This is a genomic window from Streptomyces sp. NPDC101776, from assembly GCF_044766845.1.
GTDB lineage: Bacteria > Actinomycetota > Actinomycetes > Streptomycetales > Streptomycetaceae > Streptomyces.
This window is the reverse complement of the sequence record NZ_JBIWMV010000022.1, coordinates 61,468-84,736: the sequence shown is the minus strand read 5'-3', so window position 1 is coordinate 84,736 and position 23,269 is coordinate 61,468. Positions and strand designations below refer to the sequence as shown.

At 71.5% G+C, this 23,269-nt stretch carries 21 protein-coding genes and 1 pseudogene; 10 read left to right on the top strand and 12 right to left on the bottom strand.

What is annotated here, in order from left to right; translation table 11 throughout:
* Nucleotides 1-48 precede the first annotated feature (48 nt).
* Nucleotides 49-735: a ribulose-phosphate 3-epimerase gene (rpe, locus tag ACIRRY_RS42805; protein ID WP_403984233.1), complete on the bottom strand. Its 687-nt coding sequence runs from the start codon at nt 733-735 to the stop codon at nt 49-51.
* 335 nt (nt 736-1,070) lie between these two features.
* Between rpe and ACIRRY_RS42800 the strand changes: the two genes are divergently transcribed.
* The 7 genes and pseudogenes from ACIRRY_RS42800 (at nt 1,071) to ACIRRY_RS42770 (ending at nt 8,394) form a co-directional block, all read left to right on the top strand.
* Nucleotides 1,071-1,214, top strand: coding sequence for a hypothetical protein (locus ACIRRY_RS42800; RefSeq protein ID WP_403984231.1), 144 nt, complete (start codon nt 1,071-1,073; stop codon nt 1,212-1,214).
* Nucleotides 1,215-1,223: 9 nt separating this feature from the next.
* A complete protein-coding gene (locus tag ACIRRY_RS42795; protein WP_403984338.1) occupies nt 1,224-2,237 on the top strand; it encodes an aspartate aminotransferase family protein in 1,014 nt (337 codons plus the stop codon).
* A 24-nt stretch (nt 2,238-2,261) separates the two neighbouring features.
* A complete protein-coding gene (locus tag ACIRRY_RS42790; RefSeq protein ID WP_403984229.1) occupies nt 2,262-3,437 on the top strand; it encodes an SDR family oxidoreductase in 1,176 nt (391 codons plus the stop codon).
* A 710-nt stretch (nt 3,438-4,147) separates the two neighbouring features.
* Nucleotides 4,148-5,278: an acyl-CoA dehydrogenase gene (locus ACIRRY_RS42785; RefSeq protein ID WP_403984227.1), complete on the top strand. Its 1,131-nt coding sequence runs from the start codon at nt 4,148-4,150 to the stop codon at nt 5,276-5,278.
* Between the two features lie 44 nt (nt 5,279-5,322).
* Nucleotides 5,323-5,802 carry a type II toxin-antitoxin system RatA family toxin gene (locus tag ACIRRY_RS42780; RefSeq protein ID WP_403984225.1) on the top strand — a complete coding sequence of 160 codons (480 nt, stop codon included), beginning with the start codon at nt 5,323-5,325 and terminating at the stop codon, nt 5,800-5,802.
* Nucleotides 5,803-5,904: 102 nt separating this feature from the next.
* Nucleotides 5,905-7,172 (top strand): annotated as a pseudogene (locus tag ACIRRY_RS42775) (cytochrome P450).
* A gap of 34 nt (nt 7,173-7,206) precedes the next feature.
* Nucleotides 7,207-8,394: an alpha-hydroxy-acid oxidizing protein gene (locus ACIRRY_RS42770; protein WP_403984223.1), complete on the top strand. Its 1,188-nt coding sequence runs from the start codon at nt 7,207-7,209 to the stop codon at nt 8,392-8,394.
* Nucleotides 8,395-8,721: 327 nt separating this feature from the next.
* On the opposite strand, the gene ACIRRY_RS42765 is transcribed toward ACIRRY_RS42770, so the two are convergent.
* Together ACIRRY_RS42765 and fmt are read right to left on the bottom strand one after the other, a co-directional pair.
* A complete protein-coding gene (locus ACIRRY_RS42765; protein ID WP_403984221.1) occupies nt 8,722-10,140 on the bottom strand; it encodes an RsmB/NOP family class I SAM-dependent RNA methyltransferase in 1,419 nt (472 codons plus the stop codon).
* Nucleotides 10,141-10,224: 84 nt separating this feature from the next.
* The gene (fmt, locus tag ACIRRY_RS42760; RefSeq protein ID WP_403984219.1) at nt 10,225-11,157 is read right to left on the bottom strand and encodes a methionyl-tRNA formyltransferase; all 933 of its coding nucleotides are present in this window, start codon (nt 11,155-11,157) and stop codon (nt 10,225-10,227) included.
* Between the two features lie 265 nt (nt 11,158-11,422).
* Here fmt and ACIRRY_RS42755 point away from each other — a divergent pair, with 265 nt between their 5' ends.
* Entirely contained in the window at nt 11,423-11,992 is a 570-nt protein-coding gene (locus ACIRRY_RS42755; protein WP_403984217.1) for a hypothetical protein, read from the top strand.
* A 324-nt stretch (nt 11,993-12,316) separates the two neighbouring features.
* Here the strand turns inward: ACIRRY_RS42755 and ACIRRY_RS42750 are convergent, their stop codons facing one another.
* Both ACIRRY_RS42750 and ACIRRY_RS42745 read right to left on the bottom strand, forming a co-directional pair.
* Nucleotides 12,317-14,464, bottom strand: coding sequence for a primosomal protein N' (locus tag ACIRRY_RS42750; RefSeq protein WP_403984215.1), 2,148 nt, complete (start codon nt 14,462-14,464; stop codon nt 12,317-12,319).
* Nucleotides 14,465-14,513: 49 nt separating this feature from the next.
* Nucleotides 14,514-15,056: a TetR/AcrR family transcriptional regulator gene (locus ACIRRY_RS42745; protein WP_403984213.1), complete on the bottom strand. Its 543-nt coding sequence runs from the start codon at nt 15,054-15,056 to the stop codon at nt 14,514-14,516.
* A 69-nt stretch (nt 15,057-15,125) separates the two neighbouring features.
* Here ACIRRY_RS42745 and ACIRRY_RS42740 point away from each other — a divergent pair, with 69 nt between their 5' ends.
* Together ACIRRY_RS42740 and ACIRRY_RS42735 are read left to right on the top strand one after the other, a co-directional pair.
* The gene (locus ACIRRY_RS42740; protein WP_403984211.1) at nt 15,126-16,040 is read left to right on the top strand and encodes an ABC transporter ATP-binding protein; all 915 of its coding nucleotides are present in this window, start codon (nt 15,126-15,128) and stop codon (nt 16,038-16,040) included.
* Nucleotides 16,030-16,785, top strand: a complete 756-nt coding sequence (locus ACIRRY_RS42735) for an ABC transporter permease (RefSeq protein WP_403984209.1) — start codon at nt 16,030-16,032, stop codon at nt 16,783-16,785. Before ACIRRY_RS42740 ends, ACIRRY_RS42735 begins: the two co-directional genes overlap by 11 nt.
* Before the next feature lie 122 nt (nt 16,786-16,907).
* Here ACIRRY_RS42735 and metK read toward each other — a convergent pair whose 3' ends face one another.
* The 7 genes from metK to ACIRRY_RS42700 form a co-directional block, all read right to left on the bottom strand.
* The gene (metK, locus tag ACIRRY_RS42730) at nt 16,908-18,116 is read right to left on the bottom strand and encodes a methionine adenosyltransferase (RefSeq protein ID WP_403984207.1); all 1,209 of its coding nucleotides are present in this window, start codon (nt 18,114-18,116) and stop codon (nt 16,908-16,910) included.
* 238 nt (nt 18,117-18,354) lie between these two features.
* Nucleotides 18,355-19,572 (bottom strand): bifunctional phosphopantothenoylcysteine decarboxylase/phosphopantothenate--cysteine ligase CoaBC, encoded by a 1,218-nt coding sequence (coaBC, locus tag ACIRRY_RS42725; protein ID WP_403984205.1) that lies wholly within the window; start codon nt 19,570-19,572, stop codon nt 18,355-18,357.
* 125 nt (nt 19,573-19,697) lie between these two features.
* Entirely contained in the window at nt 19,698-19,970 is a 273-nt protein-coding gene (gene rpoZ, locus ACIRRY_RS42720) for a DNA-directed RNA polymerase subunit omega (protein WP_019059732.1), read from the bottom strand.
* Between the two features lie 40 nt (nt 19,971-20,010).
* Nucleotides 20,011-20,604, bottom strand: coding sequence for a guanylate kinase (gene gmk / locus ACIRRY_RS42715; protein ID WP_403984203.1), 594 nt, complete (start codon nt 20,602-20,604; stop codon nt 20,011-20,013).
* A 59-nt stretch (nt 20,605-20,663) separates the two neighbouring features.
* Nucleotides 20,664-20,987, bottom strand: a complete 324-nt coding sequence (locus ACIRRY_RS42710) for an integration host factor (protein WP_019059734.1) — start codon at nt 20,985-20,987, stop codon at nt 20,664-20,666.
* A gap of 289 nt (nt 20,988-21,276) precedes the next feature.
* On the bottom strand, nt 21,277-22,122 hold the full coding sequence (pyrF, locus tag ACIRRY_RS42705; protein WP_403984201.1) for an orotidine-5'-phosphate decarboxylase: 846 nt from the start codon (nt 22,120-22,122) through the stop codon (nt 21,277-21,279).
* Nucleotides 22,119-23,225 carry a quinone-dependent dihydroorotate dehydrogenase gene (locus tag ACIRRY_RS42700; protein ID WP_403984199.1) on the bottom strand — a complete coding sequence of 369 codons (1,107 nt, stop codon included), beginning with the start codon at nt 23,223-23,225 and terminating at the stop codon, nt 22,119-22,121. The genes pyrF and ACIRRY_RS42700 overlap by 4 nt, the downstream gene beginning before the upstream one ends.
* Between the last annotated feature and the right edge of the window lie 44 nt (nt 23,226-23,269).

Here is a 23,269-nt window from a genome sequence, read left to right as displayed (position 1 = left end):
CCGGCGTGCTTGATCAGCCTCGATGGCCGCCGTTCACATACCTGCCGCTCAGTGGTCGCACGCCCAGGATGCCTTGCTCGCGGCAGCTTCGGCCTGTGTGCGCAATGCACGTACCGCCGCGGCCGGGTCGGATGCCCCGTACACCGCCGAACCGGCGACGAACACATCGGCGCCCGCGTCCGCGCAGCGCTCGATCGTCGCGGCCGAAACTCCGCCGTCGACCTGCAGCCACAGCTCCAGTCCGTGCTTCCGGATCAGCTCCCTGGTGCGGCGGATCTTCGGCAGCATGATGTCGAGGAACGACTGGCCACCGAAGCCCGGCTCCACGGTCATGATCAGCAGCATGTCGAGTTCGGGGAGCAGATCCTCGTACGGCTCGATGGGCGTCGCGGGCTTGAGCGCCATGGAAGCGCGGGCGCCCTTGGCCCGAATCTCGCGGGCGAGCCGCACGGGGGCGGCCGCCGCCTCGACGTGGAAGGTGACGGAGGAGGCACCCGCCTCGACGTACTGCGGCGCCCAGCGATCGGCGTCCTCGATCATCAGATGGCAGTCCAGCGGGGTGTCCGTCGCCCGCGCCAGCGACTCTACGACCGGCACGCCGAGCGTGAGGTTCGGGACGAAGTGGTTGTCCATGACGTCGACGTGGAGCCAGTCGGCTCCTTGCACCGCGTTGGCTTCATCGGCCAGGCGGGCGAAGTCGGCGGACAGGATGCTGGGGTTGATCTGGACGGCCATGCCCCAAGCCTGCCATGCCCTCCGGGGGTTGGCCGCATCGGTCCGTTGAGTGCGGTCCTTTTCGGGTGCCGGTTCGTTGTGGCCGGGCGCGCCCCGCGGCGGAGCCGCAAATCGACACTGCCCCGCGCCCCTTCGGGGGCGCCCTCTGTGAGCGGCGTCGAACGGCGCCGTTCCGGTGAGTGGACCAGAGGGTGACCCTGAGGTCCGGTGAGCCCATGCTCGGCGGCACGTGGGACGTGACCATGGGGGGACACGTAGTGGGTCGGACAGATTCGCGTGACTTGGTCGGGCTGCATGGGCGGCATCTCAGTAGTGGGCGTGGGCGGCTGGCGGCGATGTTCGGGAACGTGGTGGAGGAGTCCGCGCGGGGTGCGGAGGTGACCGCCACCGACGGGCGGACGTATCTCAACTGCGGTGGATACGGGGTGTTCTTCGCCGGGGCCGGGCATCCGAGGGTCGTCGAGGCGGTGCGGCGGTAGGCGGCGCGGCTGGCCCTGTCCACCCGGCTGTTCCTCGACCCGGTCTCCGCGCTCGCCGCCGAGGTGCTCACCGGGGTCGCGCCGGCCGGCCTGGACCGGGTGCACTTCTCCGGTTCGGGCACCGAGGCCGTCGAGGCCGCCGTGAAACTGGCCCGTGCGCACGGCAGACGACGGCTGGTCTCGATGCGGAACGGCTATCACGGCAAGACCATCGGCGCGCTGTCCCTGACCGCGAATCCGCTCTACCAGGACCCGTTCCGGCCCCTGCTGCCGGACGTGCGCCATGTGCCGTTCGGTGACACCGGGGCGCTGGCCGCCGTGCTGGGCGACGGTGGCGCGGACGCCTGTGTGGTGGTGGAGCCGGTGCAGAGCGAGGCCGGTGTGATCGTGCCGCCGGCCGGATATCTGGGGGCGGTGGCCGCGCTGTGCCGGGAACACCGGGCGTTCCTGGTGGTCGACGAGGTGATGACGGGACTGGGGCGGCTCGGTTCCTGGTGGGGCTGTGTGGCCGAGGGCGTGCGGCCGGACGTGCTGGTGACGGGCAAGGCGCTGTCCGGCGGTGTGATGCCGGTGGCGGCCACGCTCGCCACCCAGGAGGCGTTCGAGCCGTTCGACGCCGACCCCTTTCTGCACACCTCCACCTATTCCGGCGCACCGATCGCCATGGCCGCCGTCAGCGCGACCGTCGGGGTCGTCCGGGACGAGGGGCTGGTGGAGCGGGCCGCCGCCATCGGTGCCCGGCTCCTTCCCGCGCTCCGGGCCGTCGCCGCCGACCGCGCTCCCGGCCTGGTCCGTGAGGTCCGCGGGGCCGGGCTGCTGATCGGCATCGAGCTGGTGGACGCGGGGGCGGCGGGCGAGTTCCTGCTGGAGATGGTCGACCGCGGGGTGGTGGTCAACCACTCCCTCAACGCCCATCCGGTCGTCCGGCTGACCCCGCCCGCCGTGCTCTCCCCGGCGCAGGAGGCCCGGCTGCTGGAGGCCGTCGAAGGGTCCCTGTCCGCGATGGCCAAGTCCCTGACCTGACCCGGCCCATGGCCCACACGACCCATGGCCACGGCCACGGCCACGGCCACGGCCACCAAGGCTCCCGAAAGGCTGACGACCATGCCGACGAACCCCGCACGCCCCAACAACCCTGAGAACAGGGCGAGTTCACTCGACCCGCGACATCCACCGCACGCGCCGCGCCCACGGACCGTGTTACTCACCGGCGCCAGCGGCGTCCTGGGCACCGCCCTGCTGCCGTACCTGCGCCACCACCACGTGATCGCGTTGACGCACCGCAGGACCCCCTCCCCCAGCGGTGAGGTCCTGGCCGGGGACGTCACCCGTCCCCGGCTGGAGCTGGACGTCGCCTCCTACCGGCGACTGTGCGAGCGGACGGACGTGGTGGTGCACGCCGCCGGCATGGTCGCGTTCGGCTCCGGCCGTGCCTCGATGCACGCGGTGAACGTCGAGGGCGCCGGGCGGGTCGCCCGGTTCGCGGCCGACGCCGGTGTCCCGCTGATCCACGTCAGCACGGCGTACGTGGCCCGCTACCGGGAGATCCTGGCCGCCGGCGGCAACCGCGCCGAGCGGGCCGGAAACAGCCCCGCGGACTACGTGGCCTCCAAGATGGCCGGCGAGGAGGCGGTCGCCTCGGCCGGCGGCAAGGTGACGGTCGTACGCCCGTCGATCATCATCGGCGACTCCGTGACCGGGGAGATCGCCGAACCGCAGGGGCTGCACACGTTCGCCCAGCAGGTGCTCCGCAACCGTCTGCCCTTCGTGCCGAGCGATCCGGCGAGCTACGTGGACTTCGTACCGCAGGACGTGGTGGCCCGGGCGATCGTGTCGCTGCTCGACGACGACGCGCATCCCGCCGAGTACTGGCTCAGCGGCGGGGCCCACGCGCTGACCTGCGACCGTTTGGTCCAGGTGATCGTCGAGGAGGCGGCGGACGCGGGCATCACGGTCCGACCGCTCCGCGTGCTGGCCCCCGACGTCGTCGAACGCCTGGTCCGCCCGGCCTTCTTCGACGTGGTCCCCGAGTGGGCCCAGACCCGGCTGGACCGGCTGCTGGACATGTCCTCCGTCCTCTTCAACGAGGAACCCCTGCCCAGCTCGGTCGCGGACGTCCCCGGTCTCGGGCCCACGGCGGGAACACAAGCCAACGAGGACGCCTGGCGAGCATCGGTACGACGTCTGATCACCGACCGCCTCGGCACCCGGGCGTCGGCGTGAGACACCGGCAGAGAACACCGCCGACCGACATGCACGGCCGATCACGCACACCTGCGGTCGACAAGCACGCCTGGCCGTGCGCGCTCGTAGCCGGCGAGCGCCCTCGGCCGTGTACATCCGTAGCCGACGGGGGCCCTTGGCGGTGCGCACGCGTAGTCGGCGGGCACTCTCGGCCGCGCACATCCGTAATCGGTGGGCACCTTCGGCCGCGCACATCCGTACTCAGCGGGCGGCTTCGGCCCTGCACACCCGTAACCAGCGGGCACCCTCGGCCCTGCACATCCGTAATCAGCGGGCACCCTCGGCCGCGCGCACCCGTAATCAGCGGGCAGCTTCGGCCCTGCACACCCGAAATCGGCGCACACCCTCAGCCGTGCCCGCCGCCGGCCGCCACTCACCACCGGCCGGAGAAGCCCGCAGCGGACCCGTGCCCCCAGCCGAAGAAGCCCACGCCAGCCCCGTCCCAACCGGGCAGTCGCCGGCACGGAGGGACACCGCCACCAGCCTCCAGGGCAGCCTCGGAAACGACAGCCACCGCACCGGACCCCGCCGATCGCCCCGCGCCACAAACCCGTAGAAGTGCCGCAGATCAAGTGCGCCCTCGGCCGAGAGCACCCGCAGCCACATGAACCGCACACCGGAGAAACCCCCCGTCGGCCACCCGCCACCACACCCCCGCACGAATCCCGCAGATCAAGAAGGAGACGGCGATGTACTTTCTTGAACCCGAGCGCGCGGTGCTGAACCGGTTTCTGCCCGGGCTCGACGACCGCCTCGGCGCGCTGCCGCAACGGGAACGGGAGCGTCCCGGTGGTCCCGCGCTGCCCTTGTTCAAGGAAGCGGGCGGCCCCGCCCTGCTGGTGCCGGCCGAGCACCGCGGACTCGGCATCGGTGCCGAGGACGCCGTGTCGTTGCAGCGGGCGGTCGGGGCGCGCAGTCCGTCGCTGGCGGTGGCCACCACCATGCACCACCTGTCGGTGGCCGGGCTGGTCCAGGCGTACGAGGTCGCGCAGGGCATGGAGTGGATGCTGCTGGAGGCCGTGGCCGACCAACGGCTGCTGGTCGCCTCCGGCTTCGCCGAGGGCCGGCCGGGACAGTCGATCCTCGACTCCTCCATCAAGGCGTACCAGGACGGCGACGACGTCGTGCTCAACGGCGCCAAGAAGCCGTGCAGTCTGTCGGCGTCGATGGATCTGCTGAGCGTGTCGGTTTCCCTCGACGGCGAGAAGGGCCCGGAACTCGCCGTTGCCGTGGTCCCCGCCGCCGCACCCGGTATCTCCGTGCACCCGTTCTGGGGCAGCTTCGTGCTGGCCGGCGCGGAGAGCGACGAGGTCCGGCTGCGCGACGTACGGGTCCCGCCGGATCTCGTGATCCGCACCGGGCTCGGCGAGGACCGCACGCTGGACCCCGTCCAGACCGTCGGCTTCGTGTGGTTCGAGCTGCTGATGTCCGCGTCGTATCTCGGGATGGTCAGCGCACTGGCCGAGCGCGTGCTCCTGGCGAAGCGGGCGAGTGCGGGCGAACGGGCCGCGATCCTGGTCGAGTTGGAGTCCGCCATGGGCGGCATCCGCGGTGCCGCCGCCACCGTGGACTCGGGCCGACCGCTCGGTCAGGACGATCTGCTCCGCGCGCTGGTCTGCCGTTTCTCGACGCAGGACACCATCGACCGGGTGGTACCGCGCTGCCTGGAGGCGCTGGGCGGCATGGAGTACGTCTCCACCGACGACACCGCGTATCTCGCGGCGTGTTCGGCGGCCCTGAAGTTCCATCCGCCGTCGCGCAGATGGGCGGCCGAGGGCATCTGCGCCGCCTTCGCGGGAGGCCCGCTGGTGCTGGGCTGACCGCGACATCCGACGTATCGACATACCCCAAGGGAGAAATCCGCATGACCTGCCACGTACGGATCGAGGCGATCGTCCCGAACGGCGACGCCACCCACGTCTTCGACCGGGTCCAGGACTACGAGCGGTACACCGAGTACACGGACACGGTCCGGTCCGTCACCGTGACGCCCGACGCGGCCGGCACCGTGGTGTCCGCGTGGGAAGTGCGCTTCCGCAGCGGTCTGCTGCGGTGGACCGAGCGGGACGTCATGGATCCCGTCGCCCGGCGGATCACCTTCGACCAGCTCACCGGCGACTTCGCGAGTTTCGCCGGCCAATGGGAGATCACCCAGGCCGGCGGGGACGTCAGCGTGCTGTTCACGTGCGAGTTCGACCTGGGCATCCCCAGCCTGGAACCGATCATCAACCCGGTCGCGATGCGAGCCTTGGACGAGAGCATGGGCCTCATCCTGCGCGGCCTCCTGGGTGACGACATCCGCCTCACCGGCAGCCGCCGCGACACGGCCACCGCCGTGCGCTGACCACCCGCGCACCGCACCAGGCACCCAACTCCCGTGCCACCGAACCGACTTCCACACCTTCTTCCGTACGACCGTGCCGCCGCCAACCTTGAGGAGCGCCCCGTGGACAAACGCCGGACCGTCGTGCTCGACCCCTACGGAAAGGCCGTCCCCGCGGAGGTCGCCCGGCTGCGCGCGCTCGGCGCCCTCGTGCCGGTGGAACTCCCGGCGGTGTCCCCGCCTGGGCCGTCACCCGGTACGACCTGCTCAAGTCACTGATGCTCGACCCCCGCGTCAGCAGGGACGCCCGCCGCCACTGGACCCTGTACGACAAGGTCGCCGGCGAACCGGAGTGGGCCTGGCTCTACAGCTGGACCAGCATCGTCAACATGCTCAGCTCCTACGGCGAGGACCACACCCGGCTGCGGAAGCTCGTCGCCCCGAGTTTCACCCGGGACCGCACCGAGGCCATGCTCCCCCGGGTGCGGGAGATCACCACCGGTCTCCTCGACGCGATGGCGGAGATACCGGTGGGCCAAGTCGTAGATCTGCGGGCGGAGTTCGCGCATCCGCTGCCCATGCGGATGATCAGCGATCTGTTCGGCGTGCCCGAGCGGATGCGGGGCGCGGTCGCGCGGCTCATCGAGGGGATCATGGACACCACCGGGACCCCGGAGCAGGCCGCGGACGTCCTCGAGCAGATCGTGACGGTGCTGCCGGCGCTGATAGCGGAGAAGAGCGAGCACCCCGGCGACGACCTGACCACCGAGCTGATCATGGTCCGCGACGAAGGTGACCGGCTCTCCGAGGAGGAGCTGATCCACACCCTGCTCCTCGTCATCGGCGCGGGCTTCGAGACGACCGTCAACCTGATCGGCAACGCCGTCCACGCCCTGCTCCGCCACCCCGACCAGCTCAAGCGGGTGCTGGCCGGGCACTTGACCTGGGACCAGGTCGTCCAGGAGACGCTGCGCTGGGCGCCGTCCATCGCCAACGTCCCGTTGCGCTACGCGGTCACCGACATCACGACACCGGACGGTACGACGATCCGCGCCGGGGAGGCCATCCTCACGACCATCGCCGCGGCGGGACACGACCCGGAGCGCTTCGGCCCCGACGCCCACCTCTTCGACGTGGCGAGGAACGCGGACGGGCATCTCGCCCTGGGCATCGGGGTGCACCGCTGTGTCGGCGCACCGCTGGCCCGCGTGGAGACGCTGACCGCCCTCCCCGCACTCTTCGCACGCTTCCCGGACATCGCCCTGGCGGTGCCGGAGGACGAGCTGGAACAGGTCCCGTCCTTCATCGCCCAGGGCTGGCGCGAACTGCCGGTCCGGCTCACCCCGGCCCCCCTCAAGGACCCCCCCTCGGAAGCAGCCGCCCCGATGTGAAAATGGCGGGAGCGCAAGCGACGAGGGAGACGCCATGAACGCCGTGGGACAGCCGCTGGGACAGCCGTTCGGCTCGTACCAGAACGAGATCTACCTGAACGGGCTCGGCGGCATCGTGCCCTCCTACCCCATGGCCTTCGCGGAGTTGGAGGACCGGGCGCGCGCCGCGCTGCCGCCCTCCGTGTGGTCCTACGTCGCGGGCGGCGCCGGCGACGAACGCACCCAGCGCGCCAACGTGACCGCCTTCGACCACTGGGGACTGATCCCCCGCATGTTCGTCGGTGCGGCCGAACGCGACCTGTCCGTCGACGTGTTCGGGATGCGGCTGCCCTCCCCCGTGTTCATGGCACCCATCGGCGTCATCGGCCTGTGTGCCCAGGACGGACACGGCGACCTGGCGACCGCACGGGCCGCCGCGCGCACCGGCGTACCGATGGTCGCCTCGACGCTCACGGTCGACCCGCTGGAGGAGGTCGCCGCCGAGTCCGGGGACACCCCGGGCCTCTTCCAGCTCTACACGCCCACCGACCGGGACCTCGCCGCGAGCCTCGTGCACCGTGCGGAACAGGCCGGTTACAAGGGCATCGTGGTCACCCTCGACACCTGGGTCACCGGCTGGCGCCCGCGCGACCTGTCCACCGCCAACTTCCCCCAGTTGCGCGGCCATTGCCTCGCCAACTACACGAGCGACCCGGTCTTCCGCGCCCGCCTCGCCCGCACCCCGGAGGAGGACCCGCGGTCCGCGGTCCTGCTCTGGACCCAGCTCTTCGGCAACCCGCTCACCTGGGACGACCTCCCCTGGCTGCGCTCCCTCACCACCCTCCCCCTGATCGTCAAGGGCATCTGCCACCCCGAGGACGCGCGCCGGGCCAAGGACGCGGGCGTCGACGGCATCTACTGCTCCAACCATGGCGGGCGCCAGGCCAACGGCGGCCTCCCGGCCCTCGACGCGCTCCCCGCCGTAGCCGAAGCAGCCGACGGTCTCCCGGTCCTCTTCGACTCCGGCATCCGCAGCGGCGCCGACATCGTCAAGGCCCTCGCCCTGGGCGCGACAGCCGTGGGCATCGGCCGCCCGTACGCCTACGGCCTGGCCCTGGGCGGCACGGACGGCATCGTCCACGTCCTGCGCTCACTCCTCGCGGAGACCGATCTGATCATGGCAGTCGACGGCTACCCGACCCTCGCCGACCTCACGAAGGACGCACTCCAGCGCGTCGTATGACGGACACGTCCGGACGGTCGGCGGCTCCCGCACGACCTCCTCGTCCCCGACACGACGGACCGGTCGCCCGACTCCCAGCGCAAGCGCCGCCCGGCCCGCGCCGCCGTCACCCCGCAGGTCCGTCCGGGCCGGCGCCCGGACAGCCGGGCCACAGATCACCCGGCCCGGCCCCCACTGCCCGCGTCACTCCGGCGTCCTCCGCCGACACCCCGCAGAATCCGCCGGGGCATGTGCGGCGGATTCGCCGGCCGGGAGGAACCCCGCGGGTCCGTCCGGCGTCCGCGGGGAAGTGACAGAGGGCCCGCCCTCACGCAACCGTGCCGCAGGTCAACCGGTCCGGCGGATGAGTGCCAGATACATGGCGTCCGTGCCGTGCAGATGCGGCCACAGTTGTACGTCGGGTCCCGGGCCGAGTGCCGATACGTCCGGGAGGAGCGGGCGGGCGTCGATGAGTTCGGTCGCCGGGTACTGCTTGAGGATGTCGTCGACGACGGCCCGGGTCTCGGCGAGGTGCGGTGAGCAGGTGGCGTAGCCGACGACACCGCCGACGCGCACGGATTCGAGGGCGGTGCGCAGCAGGTCGCGCTGGAGGGGCGCGAAGCCTTCGAGGTCCTCCGGGCGGCGGCGCCAGCGGGACTCGGGCCGGCGGCGCAGCGCGCCGAGGCCGGTGCAGGGCACGTCCATCAGGACCCGGTCGAAGCTGCCGGGACGCCACGGCGGCCGGGTCCCGTCGGCGGTGATGACCTGGTACGGCCCGGGGTTCCCAACGAGCGCCTTCGCGACCAGGACCGCGCGGTGCGGCAGCTTCTCGGAGGCGAGGAGTGTCGCCCCGCGCTCGGCGGCCACCGCGGCGAGCAGCGCGGCCTTGCCGCCGGGGCCCGCACACCCGTCGAGCCACTTCTCGTCCGGCCCGTCGAGCGGCGCGTTGGCGAGGGCCAGCGCGACGAGCTGGCTGCCCTCGTCCTGCACCCCGGCCCGGCCCTCCTTCACGGCCGCCACGGCCCCGGGCTCCCCGCCCTCACTGAGCCGCACGGCGTACGGCGACCAGCGCCCCGGCACCGCGGCCTCCTCGCGGAGCAGTTCCTCGGTGGTGGAGCGGCCGGGCCGGGCGACCAGGGTCACCTCGGGCCGTTCGTTGTCGGCCTCCAACAGGTCCTCGATACCGGCGCGTCCACCGCCCAGCGAGTCCCACAGCGCGGAGACGACCCAGCGCGGATGCGAGTGCACGATGGCGAGGTTGTCCTCGGGGTCGTCGTCGTAGGGCGGCGCGACCTTCTGGACCCAGGTGTCGAGGTCGTCCTGCGCGACCTTGCGCAGCACGGCGTTGACGAACTTGGCCCGTCCGTCGCCGAGGACGACCCGGGCGAGTTCGACGGAGGCGGACACGGCGGCGTGCGTCGGGATCCGCGTCCCGAGCAGTTGGTGCACCCCGAGGCTGAGCACGTCCAGCACCGGCGGGTCGACCTCGCGCAGCGGCCGGTCGACGCAGGAGGCGATGATCGCGTCGTACGTCCCCTGCCGCCGCAGCGTGCCGTAGACCAGCTCGGTGGCGAGGGCCGCGTCCCGGGTGTCGAAGTCACCCTTCTCCCGGGCCTTGCGCAACAGCGGCGGCAGCACGAGGTTGGCGTACGCGTCCCGCTCGTCCACGGCCCTCAGTGCCTCGAAGGCGAGGAAACGGACGGGGTCCTTCTGCGGCCGGCGGTAGGGCTTGCCGGGCTTACGGGGTCGAGGGGACTGCTCGCTCACGAAAAAGGTGCTCCGGATTTCTGGCTGAGATGTGCGTCCAGCGTACGTCGCACCGACACGGACGCGCGCTGGGCGTCACGCCTCTCAGCTCCCCACGCTCTCCCCCGCGCCGATCCGCGCCCCGCGCGCCCAGTCCGCCGCCCGCATCGGCTTCTTGCCCTGCGCCTGCACCCACAGCAGCTCGACGGCGTACGAACCGGTGCCCACGTACACATTGTTCTTGCCGACCGCGAGCGCCCCAGGCGCGAGGTCGGTCCGCTCCGGCACCGGCACGGCCTGCACGATCTTGAGCCGCTCGCCCCGGAACACGGTCCAGGCGCCGGGGGCCGGGGTGCACCCGCGCACCACGCGGTCGACCCGCAGGGCCGGAGCCGTCCACTCCACCTGGGCGTCCTCGACGTTGATCTTCGGAGCGAGGGTGATGCCGTCGCCCGGCTGCGGTACGGCCTTCACCGTCCCGTCCTCGATGCCGTCCATGGTCGCGGCGAGCAGGCCCGAGCCGGCGAACGCGAGCCGGGTGAGCAGGTCGCCGCTGGTGTCGGTGGGGCGGATCTCCTCGGTGACGGTGCCGTAGACGGGCCCGGAGTCGAGTCCTTCCTCGATCAGGAAGGTGGAGGCGCCGGTGATCTCGTCGCCGGACATGATGGAGTGCTGCACGGGGGCGGCGCCGCGCCAGGCGGGGAGCAGCGAGAAGTGCAGGTTGACCCAGCCGTGGGCGGGGATGTCGAGGGCGACGCGGGGCAGCAGGGCGCCGTAGGCGACGACGGGACAGCAGTCGGGCGCGATCTCGCGCAGCCGCTCCAGGAACTCCGGGTCGCGCGGCCTGCCGGGCTTCAGCACCTCGATGCCCGCCTCCTCGGCCCGCTCGGCGACGGGACTCGCCAGCAGCCGGCGCCCGCGCCCGGCCGGCGCGTCGGGCCGCGTGACGACGGCGGCCACCTCGTGCCGCCCGGAGGCGATCAGGGCGTCCAGGGCGGGAACGGCGACCTCGGGGGTACCGGCGAAGACGAGCTTCATGGGAGGGTTCGGGCCTCTCGGGCGACGGTGGGCGGGCAGCGCACCAGTCTATGGCGCGTCCCGGCCCGCGCGCCCGGCGGCTCTCGTCCGTCAACTCACCGACACCCGCAGCGCACACCGGTCCGGCGGGGGCGTACGCATATGCCCCTACGCCCCCGTTGCGTGACCAGCGGAGCGCACAGGCGTTGGTCAAGAAAGAGTTGACCTCTATGGGCCGCATTCGCGCGGCCCGATCCTTTTCAACGCCGGTTCGAGAGGCTTGTTCATGGCCGACCACGCAACCCACGACGCCCAGGCTCGGGCCAGCCTGCACTTGCTGGTGCGGGACATCGAGCGGGTCCGCCGGCAGGTGGACGCACTGCGCACGCTCACCGCCCAGCTCGGCAACGTCTACCGCCCGCGCCGCTCCGGCCCCTCCACGGGCTTCGTCGTCTACGGGCGCGCGCCCGCCCCGACGGTCCGTCTCGCGCAGGAGCTGCGGGACAGTGTCGAGACCCTGGTCACGGCCGCCGTGGACTTCGACCGCTCGCTCGGTTTCTCGTGGGACGCGGTGGGCTCGGCCCTCGGGGTCACCAAGCAGGCAGTGCACCGCCGCTACGGCGCCCGCCGCGCCGCGACCCAGGCAGCGGCCGATGCCGAGCGCACGACGGAGGCGGCGGTCACCCGCCCGGTGGGCGTGAACACCGGCCTCCCCACGATGCCGGCGCTCCCCACCCTCCCGGCGCTCCCCACGGTCCCCGCGGCCCGCTCCATGCCGACCCAGCCCACAGCGGGCAGCCCCACCCTCCGCGACGAGGCCAGGCCCACAGCTTTCCCGGGCCCCCGAAACGGCTGACTCCGCCACCGCCCAAGCCTGCCTCCCGGCGAACGTCCGGGAGGCAGCCGCATTCCCGGCCCACGGAGAACTCCTACGGGCAGGGCCGACTACTCAGCCGACAGCAGACGGGCGGCACGGCAGCCCACACAACGGCACGCCAGCACGCACAACGGGCCGGCAGTCCGCGCAACGGGCCGCCACCCGCACAACGGGCCCGGCAATCCGTACAACGGCCCGGTAGCCGCCAACGGCGAGAGCCCCCGCGGCAAAGGCCCACCTGTCAACGAACCGCAAACGGACGGTGCACGGGTGGGAGACATTCCGAGGCCGAAGGCCGAGGCCTCACCCGATGTCCGGGGGATCGACCCGCACCCGCACCACATCCCCCCCACCCCGAGCCATCCGAGCAGCCTGCGCGGCCTTCAACGCCGCAGCCAACGCCCCCCCACTCCCCGGCCGCACCCGAATCAACGCCCTTTCCCACCGCTCCCCCACCGCCGGCCCCCCACTCCGCCGAGCCCCCCCACCCAAAGCGACCGGCACCGGAACAGGCCCCAACACCTCAGCGTCCAAGGGCAGTTCAACCGCGGCAAGAAACTCCGCAACAGCCTCCGACACCCCGGCCACCGCGGCCATACGAGAAACCGGCGGAAACCCCAGCTCCCCCCGCTCCGCAAGCTCCCGCACCGCATGCCCCACGGGATCCCACCGAACCAACGCCTGCACAGGCCGCAAGGTAGGTTCCGCAACGACCACAACGGTCCCCCCCGCCCCCTGCGGCCGCACCAGCGACCCCGCCGCGATCCACCGCCGCAACGCGTCCTCCCCGGCCCGCAGATCGGGCCGCCCGAGCATCGCCCACCCGTCCAGCAACAACGCCGCCGCATACCCCCCGTCGGCAACCGGCTCGGCCCCCGGCGTACTCACCACCAACGCGGGCGACCCCGGCACCGTGTCGAGCACCTGCTCCCGCCCGGACGTCCGGACCGGCACCGCCGGAAACGCCCGCCCCAACTCCTCCGCGGTCCGCCGCGCCCCCACGACCTGGGCCCGCAACCGGAACCCCCCGCACTCGGGACAGTGCCACGCGCTCTCCACGACCCCACACCAACCGCACCGCAGCACACCCCCGTCCTGCCCCTCCAGCGGCCCGGCGCAGTGCCGACACCGCGCGGCGGCCCGGCACTGCGCGCACGCCATCCGCGGCACGTACCCGCGCCGGGGCACCTGCACCAGCACCGGCCCGTGCTTCAGCCCCTCCCGCACTGCCTGCCAGGCCAGCGTCGGCAACCGGGCGGCCCGCGCGGCCTCGTCCCGCGCCAAGTCCCCGTCCCCCACGGTCCGTACGAGCGGAGCGGCCGCCCGCACCTGCTCGCGCGAGGCGACCAACGGCCGCGCCCACCCGCTCTCCACGAGCTGCGCGGCCTCCACCGTGCAGCTCCAACTCCCCAGCAGGAAGCCGCACTTGTCCAGCGCGGCCCGCAGCAGCAGCACCTCCCGCGCATGCGGCTGCGGCGCGTGCTGCTCGCTGTGGCTGTCGTCCCCGTCGTCCCAGATCACGACGAGCCCCAGATCCCGCACCGGCGCGAACATCGCGGCCCGCGTCCCGACGACCGCCCGCACGGACCCCCGCCGTACGGCCAGCCACTGCCGGTACCGCTTCTCGGGCCCGGCATCCGCGGTGAGCAGCGCATGCCGCCCCTCGCCAAGGAGCGCCGTCAACGCGGCGTCGACCCGCCCGGCGGCCCGCCCGTCCGGTACGACGACGAGCGCCCCGCGCCCCGAGGCGAGCGTCGCGGCGACGGCCCGCGCGATCTCCTCGCTCCACTCGGGCCCCGGCAGCGCGTTCCACACCGCGCGCGGCGCGCCCCCCGAGGCCAGCGCCTCCAGAAACCCGGCCCCCCGCTCGTACCGCACCCAGGACCCCGCCTCGGGCACCTCCGGTGGCGGCAACGGTGCGGGCGACGGCTTCTGCTCGGCCCGTGCGCTGCGCGGCGGCACGGCCAGTTGCAGCACATCGGCGAGGCTCCCGGCGTACCGGTCGGCGACGGCCCGGGCCAGCCCGAGCAGCTCCGCGCTCAGCACCGGCTCCGGCGACACGACCTGCGCCAGCGCGGCGAGCGGCCCGGAGTAGTCGGACTCGGCCAGCCGCTCGATCAGGAACCCGTCGATCAGCCCCCCGCCCTCGCGCCGCCCGTCCCGCACCCGATGCCGCCCGGCCCCGAACCTGACCCGCACCCGCACCCCGGGCTGCGCGTCGGCGTCGAGTTCCTCGGGCACCGCGTAGTCGAAATACCGATCAAGGTGCAGGACACCCTTGTCGACGAGCACCCGCGCGACCGGCAACTCCCCGGCCAGCGCGGCCCCCCGCCACGTCCGCGGCTTCGCCTTGGGCCCCTTGGCCTGCCGCACACTCTCCCGAATCAGCGCAAGCTGCTCGGGCGGCGCACCCGCCGCCCCGCCGTCCCGTTCCCCGTCCGCGCTGCTCACCCTTGCATTCTTACCAAACCCGACTGACAACGGCCGCCGGCCGCCGCACTCACTTGATCTTCCGGGCCTCGGCGAGGACCTGGACGACGAGGTCCTCCGCGTAGGCCATGTCCTCGTCCGGGTCGCCGTCCTTGAACCGGCCCCCGGCCTCCGAGGCGGCGAACCCGAGCATGAACGTGGACAGCAGCCGCTCGGCCCGCGGAATCCCCTCCTCCGGGAGACCGGCGGCGCGCAGGGCGCCGTAGACCGCGTTGCGGGGCCCGACGGCCTCCGGTGTCACGGCCGGCCGTTGGAAGAGCAGCAGGAACAGATCGGGGTGGCGCCGGGCGGTGGCCCTCATGTTGCGGGCGAGCAGGCGCAGTTGCTCGCGCCAGTCGAGTCCGGGACCGGGCACGTCGATCTCCAGCAACAACCGCTCCACGAGGCCGTCGAGGAGTCCCTGCTTGTCGCCGACGTGCCGGTAGAGCGTCATCGGGTTCACGTCGAGCTCCTGCGCGACGGCCCGCATGGTGACAGCCGACAGCCCCTTGCGGGTGGCCAACTCCCATGTCACGTCCAGCACTTGATCACGACTGATGCGCCGTGGTGTCACTTGACATCCTCCCTCGAAGCTACGTATACAGAGTATACGTATACGTTGTATATATCGAGGGGAGCGGCCATGCTGACCGTCGGCGGTCTGTACAAACGCTGGGGGCCCGTCCAGGCCCTCGACGGCTTCGACCTGCGGATAGAGCCCGGCGAGATCTGCGCTCTGATCGGCCACAACGGCGCGGGCAAGACCACGTTCGCCCGCACGGTCGCGGGTCTGGAGCGGCCCGACGCGGGCTCGGTCCTCGTGGCGGGCGTGGATCTCGCCACCGCCCCTCGCTCCGCACGGAACCTGATCGGCCTGGCGCCCCAGGAGTCGGCCCTCTACCCGACCGCCACCCTGCGCCAGAACCTCCGTCTCTTCGGCGGTCTGGCCGGCCTCCACCGCACCCGACTGAACACCGAACTGGTCGCCGTAGCCGAGGAGTTGGTCCTCACCGACGTACTCGACCGACCGATCGCGACACTCTCCGGCGGCCAACAGCGCCGCGCCCAGGCGGCCACGGTCCTCCTCCCCCGCCCCCGCGTGCTGCTGCTCGACGAACCCACCGTCGGCGCCGACCCCACCACCCGCGAAGCGCTGCTACGACTCGTCAGGACCCGCGCCGACGAAGGCGCCGCCGTCTGCTACACCACCCACTACCTACCGGAGTTGGAGCACCTGGACGCCACGCTCGCCGTGGCCGCGTCCGGCCGGGTGATCGCCCGCGGACACCGCGCCGACCTCCTCGACGGCCTGCCCGGCGAGGTCACCGTGACATTCACCGGCGCCGTACCGGAGCATCTGGCCCGGTCCTCGACCGCCCCCGGGGAACTGCGTTTCAGCACCACGGACCCGGCCCGGGCACTGGCCCGGCTCCTCCGCGACCTCGGCCCCGACACCGCACGCGTCCGCTCGGCGGCGATCCGCGAACCGTCGCTCGACGACCTCTACCGCAGCCTCGACGCCCACCAACTCCCCACGGAGACCCACGATGCAGCCTGAACCGGCACCGGCAGGGGCCGTCCACCACACCTTTGTGCTGACCCGCCACACCCTCGTCCTGCTCGTACGGGACCCCGGGACCCCCCTCGCCTACACCGTCATGTCCCTGGTGCTGCTGACCGTGCTCCACCCGGTCTACGACCGCCTTGCCACCCCCGGAACACCGGGCATCGTGCAGGCCGCCCCGGGCATCGCGGTGATGTTCACCCTGCTCGCCCTGGACGTGGCCGGCCAACTCCTGCTCTCCGAACGCGCCTGGCACACCTGGGACCGCCTGCGATCCGGCCCGGCGACGCCCGCCGCGATCCTGGCCGGCAAGTCCCTCCCGCTGGTCGCGCTGTTCCTGGTCCAGCAGACGGTGCTGTTCCTCTTCGCGACCGCGGCGCTCGGTTTCCCCCTCACCGCCGGCACCTGGCGCCTCCCCCTGCTGGCCCTCCTCTGGGCGCTGTGCGTCACCTCCTGCGGCCTGGCACTCGGCGTACACGCCCGCAACCAGGGCCAGTTGGCCGCCGCCTCCGACATCGGCGCCCTCACGATCAGCTGCCTCAGCGGCTGCCTGGTCCCCCTCACCGTCCTCCCCCACTGGGTCTCCACGGTCGCCCCCGCGACACCCGGCTACTGGGCCCTGCACGGCTTCCAGGCAGCCGTCACCGGCGACACCCTGGCCTACACCCACGCGACGGCGGTCATCACGGCCGTCACAGCGACGGCACTCGTCGTGGCGGCACACGGCATCCGCCGCTGATCCAGCGAACCCGGCAAACGACGACTGCTTCGGATGATGAAACCCCCGCCCTGACGAAACGCCGAGGCCCGGCTCCCCCGAAGGGAAACCGGGCCTCGTAACGGCAATCGCGGACTGACGGACTACAGGCCCGCGGCCTTGCGCAGCGCGTCCACGCGGTCGGTGCGCTCCCACGTGAAGTCGGGGATCTCGCGGCCGAAGTGGCCGTACGCCGCGGTCTGGGCGTAGATCGGGCGCAGCAGGTCCAGGTCGCGGATGATGGCGGCCGGACGGAGGTCGAAGACCTCGTCGATCGCCTTCTCGATCCGGTCCGTGTCCACCTTCGCGGTACCGAACGTCTCGACGAACAGACCCACCGGCTCGGCCTTGCCGATCGCGTACGCAACCTGGACCTCGCAGCGCGAGGCGAGACCCGCCGCCACGACGTTCTTCGCGACCCAGCGCATCGCGTACGCCGCGGAGCGGTCCACCTTCGACGGGTCCTTGCCCGAGAACGCGCCGCCACCGTGGCGGGCCATCCCGCCGTACGTGTCGATGATGATCTTGCGGCCGGTCAGGCCCGCGTCACCCATCGGACCGCCGATCTCGAAGCGGCCGGTGGGGTTCACCAGGAGGCGGTAGCCGTCGGTGTCGAGCTTGATGCCGTCCTCCACCAGCGCCTTCAGCTCGGCCTCGACCACGAACTCGCGGATGTCGGGGGCGAGCAGCGACTCCAGGTCGATGTCCGAGGCGTGCTGCGAGGAGACGACCACGGTGTCGAGGCGGACGGCCTTGTCGCCGTCGTACTCGATGGTGACCTGGGTCTTGCCGTCGGGGCGCAGGTACGGGATGGTCCCGTTCTTGCGGACCTCGGAGAGGCGCTTCGCGAGGCGGTGCGCGAGGAAGATCGGCAGCGGCATCAGCGTCGGCGTCTCGTCCGTCGCGTAGCCGAACATCAGGCCCTGGTCGCCCGCGCCCTGCTTGTCGAGCTCGTCGTCGTCGCCCTCCACACGGTTCTCGTACGCCGTGTCGACACCCTGCGCGATATCCGGGGACTGCGCACCGATCGACACCGAGACACCGCAGGAGGCGCCGTCGAAGCCCTTCTTGGAGGAGTCGTAGCCGATCTCCAGGATCTTGTCGCGGACGAGCTGTGCGATGGGCGCGTAGGTCTTGGTGGTGACCTCACCGGCCACGTGCACCAGGCCGGTCGTGATCAGCGTCTCGACGGCGACCCGGGAGGTCGGGTCCTCCGCCAGAAGCGCGTCGAGAATGGTGTCGCTGATCTGGTCAGCGATCTTGTCGGGGTGACCTTCGGTCACGGACTCCGAGGTGAAAAGACGACGGGACACAACGCTCCCTGAGGTTGCAGCGGCTGCTGGCTGATCATTGGCGGACGGACGGGAGCTGCGCCCGACGTCGTCCGAGAACAGTTTATCGGTCGCGGTCGGCAGACGGTCCCCCTGTCTCGCCTCTCGGGAAACCCTGTGACCTGCGGCACGCGCATTTTGCCGAATGCCGAGTGCCGTTGGCCAGAGCCGCCACGCACGAATGTCAGGTTTCAGCGAACTGACAGATGGCTGAAACAAATCAGGAGAGACGGTGTGCGACCAGATCCCACACGATCTCGGCCAGCGCTTCCTTCGGACCGTGGGGGACGGCGGTCTCACTGCCGTCGGCACCCAGCACCACCGCCTCGTTCTCCTCCGAACCGAACGTCTTGCGCTCCCCCACCTCGTTCACCACCAGCAGATCGCACCCCTTGCGCGCCAGCTTGGTACGGCCGTTGGCGAGGACGTCGTCCGTCTCGGCGGCGAACCCGACGACCACCTGTCCGGGGCGGGCCCGATCGGCGGAGATCTCCGCGAGGATGTCCGGATTCCGCACCAGGACGATCGGGTCGGGCTCCTTGTCGTCCTTCTTCTTGATCTTCCCGGCCGCGTACTCGGCCGGCCGGAAGTCCGCGACCGCCGCGGCCATGACGACCGCGTCCGCGTCCGCGGCGGCCTTCAGCACCGCCTCCCGCAGCTGTACGGCGGTCCCGACCGGGACGACGTCCACGCCCGCCGGGTCCGGCAGTCCCGTGTTCGCGGCGATCAGCGTGACCCGGGCGCCCCGGGCGGCGGCGGTGCGCGCGAGGGCGTAGCCCTGCTTGCCGGAGGAGCGGTTGCCGAGGAAGCGGACCGGGTCGAGCGGCTCGCGGGTACCACCGGCGCTGACGACGACATGCCGGTCCTTGAGGTCGGGCTCGGTGACGCCCCGCGCGAGACTGTGCCTTCTCAGAACGTGGCGGCAGACCTCGAAGATCTCGGCGGGGTCGGGCAGCCTGCCCTTGCCGGTGTCGACGCCGGTCAGCCGGCCGACGGCCGGTTCGATCACCACGGCGCCTCGGCGGCGCAGTGTCGCCACGTTCTCCTGGGTGGCCGGGTGTTCCCACATCTCCGTGTGCATGGCGGGCGCGAAGACGACCGGACAGCGGGCGGTGAGCAGGGTGTTGGTGAGGAGGTCGTCGGCCAGGCCGTGGGCCGCCTTCGCCAGCATGTCCGTCGTCGCCGGTGCCACCACCACCAGGTCGGCGCTCTGGCCGATGCGCACGTGCGGGACCTCGTGGACGTCGTCCCAGACCTCGGTCGAGACGGGGTGCCCGGAGAGCGCGGACCAGGTGGCCGCGCCGACGAAGTGCAGGGCGGCCGCGGTGGGCACGACACGGACGTCATGGCCCGACTCCGTCAGTCTGCGCAGCAGTTCGCACGCCTTGTAGGCGGCGATGCCACCGCTGACTCCCAGAACGACCTTGGGCTTGTCCACCGTCTCTCCCCGAACTCGGAAACCTGCGTGCGACTCGTGCGATGCGTACGACTCCATGACACACCACAGGCCCGACAGTCGCTGCCGGGCCTGTGGATAAAGCTCTGTGGATAAAGCTCTGCGGATCAGGTCGCGGGGCCCTCGACGGCCTCGGAGGTCAGCAGACCCGCGTTGATCTCGCGCAGGGCGATGGAGAGCGGCTTCTCGTGGACGTGCGTGTCGACGAGCGGACCGACGTACTCAAGCAGGCCCTCGCCGAGCTGGGAGTAGTACGCGTTGATCTGACGGGCGCGCTTGGCGGCGTAGATCACGAGGCTGTACTTCGAGTCGGTGGCCTCGAGGAGCTCGTCGATCGGAGGGTTGATGATGCCCTCGGGAGCGGTGATGGAAGAGGACACGCTCTGCCTTCCGAAAGGTGGGATGAGATCGGATAAACGATCACACAACTTCCATCAAGGCTAGCAGCTCGCGTGCTACGTCCTCGACGGAGGTGTTGACCAGGGTCGCGTCGAACTCGGGCTCCGCCGCCAGCTCGATCTTGGCCGCGTCCAGGCGGCGCTCGATCACCTCGGGCGGCTCGGTGCCCCGTCCGGTGAGCCTGCGCACCAGCTCCTCCCAGGAAGGGGGAGCCAGGAACACCGAGTGGGCCTCGGACATGGACTCGCGGACCTGCCGGGCGCCCTGGAGATCGATCTCCAGCAGCACCGGGACGCCGGACTCCAGGTGCTCGAGTACGGCGTCACGCGGTGTGCCGTAGCGATTGCCGGCGAATTCGGCCCACTCCAGCAGCTCACCGTTGGCGATCAGCTTGTCCATCTCCTCGTCGGAGACGAAGAAGTAGTGGACACCGTGCTTCTCGCCGGGGCGCGGCCTACGGGTCGTCGCCGACACCGAGAGCCACACCTCGGGGTGTTCCTTGCGCATATGGGCGACGACCGTGCTCTTGCCGACCCCAGAGGGGCCGGAGAGCACGGTCAGCCGCGGACGTACGTCCGGGGGCTCGGGGGTCGTCCCCCGGAATGTTGCAGCCATGCAGCGATTATTCCAGCAATCCCGGTATGCCCGGGACTCCTGGTCCGGAGTATCCGGACTCAGGAACCAGTGCTGCCGAACTCACGCTCCAGGGAGGCGATCTGGTTGGAACCAAGGCCACGGACACGGCGGCTCTCGGAGATACCGAGTCGCTCCATGATCTGCTTGGCGCGGACCTTGCCCACGCCGGGCAGGGACTCAAGCAGGGCGGAGACCTTCATCTTGCCGATGACGTCGTTCTCCTGGCCCTGCTTGATCACGTCATGCAGGGAGGCGCCGGAGTGCTTGAGTCGATTCTTGACCTCGGCCCGCTCCCGGCGAGCCGCGGCGGCCTTTTCGAGCGCGGCTGCGCGCTGTTCAGGGGTAAGGGGCGGAAGAGCCACGCCTACGTCACCTCGGATGTCGAACTGTCGGATACGGACCGGTGAGGAACCTAGTCGCCCCACACCTGGGGAGCTACGAGCAACACGCTTGCCCGTTGACTCTGCTCGGAGACTAGCGGCCAGGGACGCCAGAGTCAGCGAGAACAGAGGAAAAGTCCTGGTCAGCCTGCGCCAGGCCGGACATTTCCGACATAACGCCCCGGATTTGAGGATGTATTCAGACTCAAGTCACTCCGGAGCCGGTCGTCGAGCCACTCATCGGAGGACTCGATCGACCCGTTCGAACACCTCAGACGGTCGCAAAGGCGACGCGGATCTCCTCCGCGAAGCGATCCGAGGCCGTCTGAAGCGCTCCCGCATCGGGACCGTGACGTAGAACACTTCGGCTCACGTTCGGCACGACATTGCGCAGCACCCTCCCGAAGACGCCCGGGAGATCGGCCGGAGTGGCCCCCTGCGCCCCGATGCCGGGCGCGAGGATCGGACCGTTGACGGCGAGGTCGTACGACGACAGGTCGCCCAGCGTGGCGCCGACGACGGCCCCGAAGGAGCCCAGCGGCTCCTCTCCCGCGTTCTCGGCGGCCAGATGGGCCAGCATGGTCGCTCCGATGTTCCGGCCGTCCGCGCGGACCGCGTGCTGCACCTCGCCGCCCTCCGGGTTGGAGGTCAGCGCGAGCACGAAGAGGCCGGCGCCGCTCTCCCGCGCCAGTTCGATCGCCGGGGCGAGCGAGCCGTAGCCGAGATACGGCGAGACGGTCAGCGCGTCGGAGAACAGCGGGGAGTCCTTCCGGAGGAAGGACTCGGCGTACGCGGCCATGGTCGAGCCGATGTCGCCGCGCTTGGCGTCCATCACGACCAGCGCGCCGGCCGCCCGCGCCTCCTCGACGGACTTCTCCAGGACGGCGATCCCGCGCGAGCCGAAGCGCTCGAAGAAGGCGCTCTGCGGCTTGAGGACGGCGACCCGGTCGGCGAGCGCCTCGACGACCGTGCGGCTGAACCGCTCCAGGCCGGCGATGTCGTCGTTCAGGCCCCACTCGGTGAGCAGCGAGGCGTGCGGGTCGATGCCGACGCAGAGCGGGCCGCGTTCGTCCATGGCACGGCGCAGGCGTGCACCGAAGGGTTCCAGGGGGCTCATACCGGCTTCCTTACGTCGGCGCCGACCGCGTCGGCCAGGGTGGCGTACGGGCTCGTGCGCAGGCGCGCGGCGAGGCCCTTGTGGATGGCGCGGCCCCAGAAGGGCCCTTCGTAGACGAAGGCGCTGTAGCCCTGCACGAGCGTGGCACCGGCGAGGATGCGCTGCCAGGCGTCCTCCGCGTTCTCGATGCCGCCGACGCCCACGAGGGTGATGCGGTCGCCCACGCGCGCGTAGAGGCGGCGCAGTACCTCCAGGGAGCGAGCCTTCAGGGGCGCGCCGGAGAGTCCGCCGGTCTCCTTGACGAGTTCGGGTTCGGATGTCAGACCGAGGCCCTCGCGCGCGATGGTGGTGTTCGTGGCGATGATGCCGTCCAGGCCGAGTTCCACGGCGAGGTCGGCGACCGCGTCCACGTCCTCGTCCGCGAGGTCCGGGGCGATCTTCACCAGGAGCGGGACGCGGCGGTCGGTCACCGCGCGGTCGGCGGCTTCACGGACGGCGGTGAGCAGCGGACGCAGCGCCTCGGTCGCCTGGAGGTTGCGCAGCCCGGGCGTGTTGGGAGACGACACGTTGACGACGAGATAGTCGGCGTGCCGGGCGAGTCGCTCGGTCGACTTCACGTAGTCGCCGACGGCCTCCTCCTCGGGTACGACCTTGGTCTTGCCGATGTTGACGCCCACGACGGTCCGGAAGACCGCCTCACGAGCCGCCAGTCGGGCCGCCACGGCCGCGGAGCCCTCGTTGTTGAAGCCCATGCGGTTGATCAGCGCGCGGTCCGGCACGAGGCGGAACAGCCGCTTCTTGGGGTTGCCGGGCTGCGGCTCCCCCGTGACCGTGCCGATCTCGACATGGTCGAAGCCGAGCATCGACATGCCGTCGATCGCGACCGCGTTCTTGTCGAACCCGGCCGCGAGCCCGAACGGGCCGTGCATGCGCAGCCCGAACGCCTCGGTCCGCAGCTCCTCGAACCGGGGCGCGAGGGCGGCGGCGACGAAGGTGCGCAGTACGGGGATGCGGACGGCGAGCCGGATCCAGCGGAAGGCGAGGTGGTGCGCCTGCTCCGGGTCCATCCGTTTGAAGACGAGACTGAAGAAGATCTTGTACATGGTGTCCTCATGAAGAGGGGGACACCGTTTCCGGTGTCCCCCTC

Coding starts and splice junctions, on each gene's coding strand:
- rpe (WP_403984233.1), bottom strand. CDS start 735: ATGGCCGTCCAGATCAACCCCAGCATCCTGTCCGCCGACTTCGCCCGC.
- ACIRRY_RS42800 (WP_403984231.1), top strand. CDS start 1,071: ATGTTCGGGAACGTGGTGGAGGAGTCCGCGCGGGGTGCGGAGGTGACC.
- ACIRRY_RS42790 (WP_403984229.1), top strand. CDS start 2,262: ATGGCCACGGCCACGGCCACGGCCACGGCCACCAAGGCTCCCGAAAGG.
- ACIRRY_RS42785 (WP_403984227.1), top strand. CDS start 4,148: ATGTACTTTCTTGAACCCGAGCGCGCGGTGCTGAACCGGTTTCTGCCC.
- ACIRRY_RS42780 (WP_403984225.1), top strand. CDS start 5,323: ATGACCTGCCACGTACGGATCGAGGCGATCGTCCCGAACGGCGACGCC.
- ACIRRY_RS42770 (WP_403984223.1), top strand. CDS start 7,207: ATGAACGCCGTGGGACAGCCGCTGGGACAGCCGTTCGGCTCGTACCAG.
- fmt (WP_403984219.1), bottom strand. CDS start 11,157: ATGAAGCTCGTCTTCGCCGGTACCCCCGAGGTCGCCGTTCCCGCCCTG.
- ACIRRY_RS42755 (WP_403984217.1), top strand. CDS start 11,423: ATGGCCGACCACGCAACCCACGACGCCCAGGCTCGGGCCAGCCTGCAC.
- ACIRRY_RS42740 (WP_403984211.1), top strand. CDS start 15,126: ATGCTGACCGTCGGCGGTCTGTACAAACGCTGGGGGCCCGTCCAGGCC.
- ACIRRY_RS42735 (WP_403984209.1), top strand. CDS start 16,030: ATGCAGCCTGAACCGGCACCGGCAGGGGCCGTCCACCACACCTTTGTG.
- gmk (WP_403984203.1), bottom strand. CDS start 20,604: ATGGCTGCAACATTCCGGGGGACGACCCCCGAGCCCCCGGACGTACGT.
- pyrF (WP_403984201.1), bottom strand. CDS start 22,122: ATGAGCCCCCTGGAACCCTTCGGTGCACGCCTGCGCCGTGCCATGGAC.
- ACIRRY_RS42700 (WP_403984199.1), bottom strand. CDS start 23,225: ATGTACAAGATCTTCTTCAGTCTCGTCTTCAAACGGATGGACCCGGAG.